Below are 2,500 nucleotides of genomic sequence, written 5' to 3' on the forward strand. Positions count from 1 at the left end.
AAAATAAAGTATCTATAAGCAACACCCTTTAGGTGTTGTATGGTTAAGCCTCACGGGTAATTAGTACAAGTTAGCTCAATGCCTCACAGCACTTACACACCTTGCCTATCAACGTTGTAGTCTCCAACGGCCCTTCAGAGGACTTAAAGTCCTAGTGAGAATTAATCTCGAGGCCTGCTTCCCGCTTAGATGCTTTCAGCGGTTATCAGTTCCGAACGTAGCTACTGGGCAATGCTATTGGCATAACAACCCAAACACCAGCGGTTCGTCCACTCCGGTCCTCTCGTACTAGGAGCAGCTCCCCTCAATTCTCAAACGCCCACGGCAGATAGGGACCGAACTGTCTCACGACGTTCTAAACCCAGCTCGCGTACCACTTTAAATGGCGAACAGCCATACCCTTGGGACCGACTTCAGCCCCAGGATGTGATGAGCCGACATCGAGGTGCCAAACACCGCCGTCGATATGAACTCTTGGGCGGTATCAGCCTGTTATCCCCGGAGTACCTTTTATCCGTTGAGCGATGGCCCTTCCATACAGAACCACCGGATCACTATGACCTACTTTCGTACCTGCTCGACGTGTCTGTCTCGCAGTTAAGCTGGCTTATGCCATTGCACTAACCGTATGATGTCCGACCATACTTAGCCAACCTTCGTGCTCCTCCGTTACTCTTTGGGAGGAGACCGCCCCAGTCAAACTACCCACCAGACACTGTCCGCAATCCCGATAAGGGACCAACGTTAGAACATCAACACTACAAGGGTGGTATTTCAAGGTCGGCTCCACGTCATCTAGCGACAACGCTTCAAAGCCTCCCACCTATCCTACACATGTAGGGTCAATGTTCAGTGTCAAGCTGTAGTAAAGGTTCACGGGGTCTTTCCGTCTAGCCGCGGGTACACCGCATCTTCACGGCAATTTCAATTTCACTGAGTCTCGGGTGGAGACAGCTTGGCCATCATTACGCCATTCGTGCAGGTCGGAACTTACCCGACAAGGAATTTCGCTACCTTAGGACCGTTATAGTTACGGCCGCCGTTTACCGGGGCTTCGATCAATAGCTTCGCGCGAACGCTAACCACATCAATTAACCTTCCGGCACCGGGCAGGCGTCACACCGTATACGTCATCTTTCGATTTAGCACAGTGCTGTGTTTTTAATAAACAGTTGCAGCCAACTGGTATCTGCGACTCTCAGCAGCTTAGGGAGCAAGTCCCATCACCATCAAGAGCGTACCTTCTCCCGAAGTTACGGTACCATTTTGCCTAGTTCCTTCACCCGAGTTCTCTCAAGCGCCTTGGTATTCTCTACCCAACCACCTGTGTCGGTTTGGGGTACGGTTTCGTATAATCTGAAGCTTAGAGACTTTTCCTGGAAGCAGGGCATCAACCACTTCGTGTCCGTAGACACTCGTCATCAACTCTCAGCGTTATGTAAACCCGGATTTGCCTAAGTTTACCGCCTACTGCCTTTCACGTGGACAACCATCGCCACGCTGGCCTAGCCTTCTCCGTCCTCCCATCGCAATTATACGAAGTACAGGAATATTAACCTGTTTCCCATCGACTACACTTTTCAGTCTCGCCTTAGGGGCCGACTCACCCTGCCCTGATTAACATTGGACAGGAAACCTTGGTCTTTCGGCGAGGGGGCTTTTCACCCCCTTTATCGTTACTCATGTCAACATTCGCACTTCTGATACCTCCAGCAGACCTTACGATCCACCTTCAACGGCTTACAGAACGCTCCTCTACCGAGCATGCAAGCATGCTCCCGTAGCTTCGGTGGTATGTTTAGCCCCGTTACATCTTCCGCGCAGGCCGACTCGACCAGTGAGCTATTACGCTTTCTTTAAATGATGGCTGCTTCTAAGCCAACATCCTGGCTGTCTAAGCCTTCCCACATCGTTTCCCACTTAACATACACTTTGGGACCTTAGCTGACGGTCTGGGTTGTTTCCCTTTCCACGACGGACGTTAGCACCCGCCGTGTGTCTCCCGAGTAGTACTTGATGGTATTCGGAGTTTGCAAAGGGTTGGTAAGTCGGGATGACCCCCTAGCCTTAACAGTGCTCTACCCCCATCAGTATTCGCTCGAGGCGCTACCTAAATAGCTTTCGAGGAGAACCAGCTATCTCCCGGTTTGATTGGCCTTTCACCCCCAGCCACAAGTCATCCGCTAATTTTTCAACATTAGTCGGTTCGGTCCTCCAATTGGTGTTACCCAATCTTCAACCTGCCCATGGCTAGATCACCGGGTTTCGGGTCTAATCCCAGCAACTATGCGCGCAGTTAACACTCGGTTTCCCTACGGCTCCGCTATTCGCTTAACCTTGCTACTGAAATTAAGTCGTTGACCCATTATACAAAAGGTACGCAGTCACCCCACGAAGGGGCTCCCACTGCTTGTACGTATACGGTTTCAGGTTCTATTTCACTCCCCTCACAGGGGTTCTTTTCGCCTTTCCCTCACGGTACTGGTTCACTATCGGTCAG

General features: G+C 51.0%; 1 rRNA gene (cut by a window edge). It reads right to left on the reverse strand.

The window, feature by feature from the left end:
- Positions 1-39 precede the first annotated feature (39 nt).
- Positions 40-2,500, reverse strand: a 23S ribosomal RNA gene (locus ACYFDN_RS08730); it runs 429 nt beyond the window's last position.

Source organism: Agarivorans sp. D1326 (genome assembly GCF_056958115.1).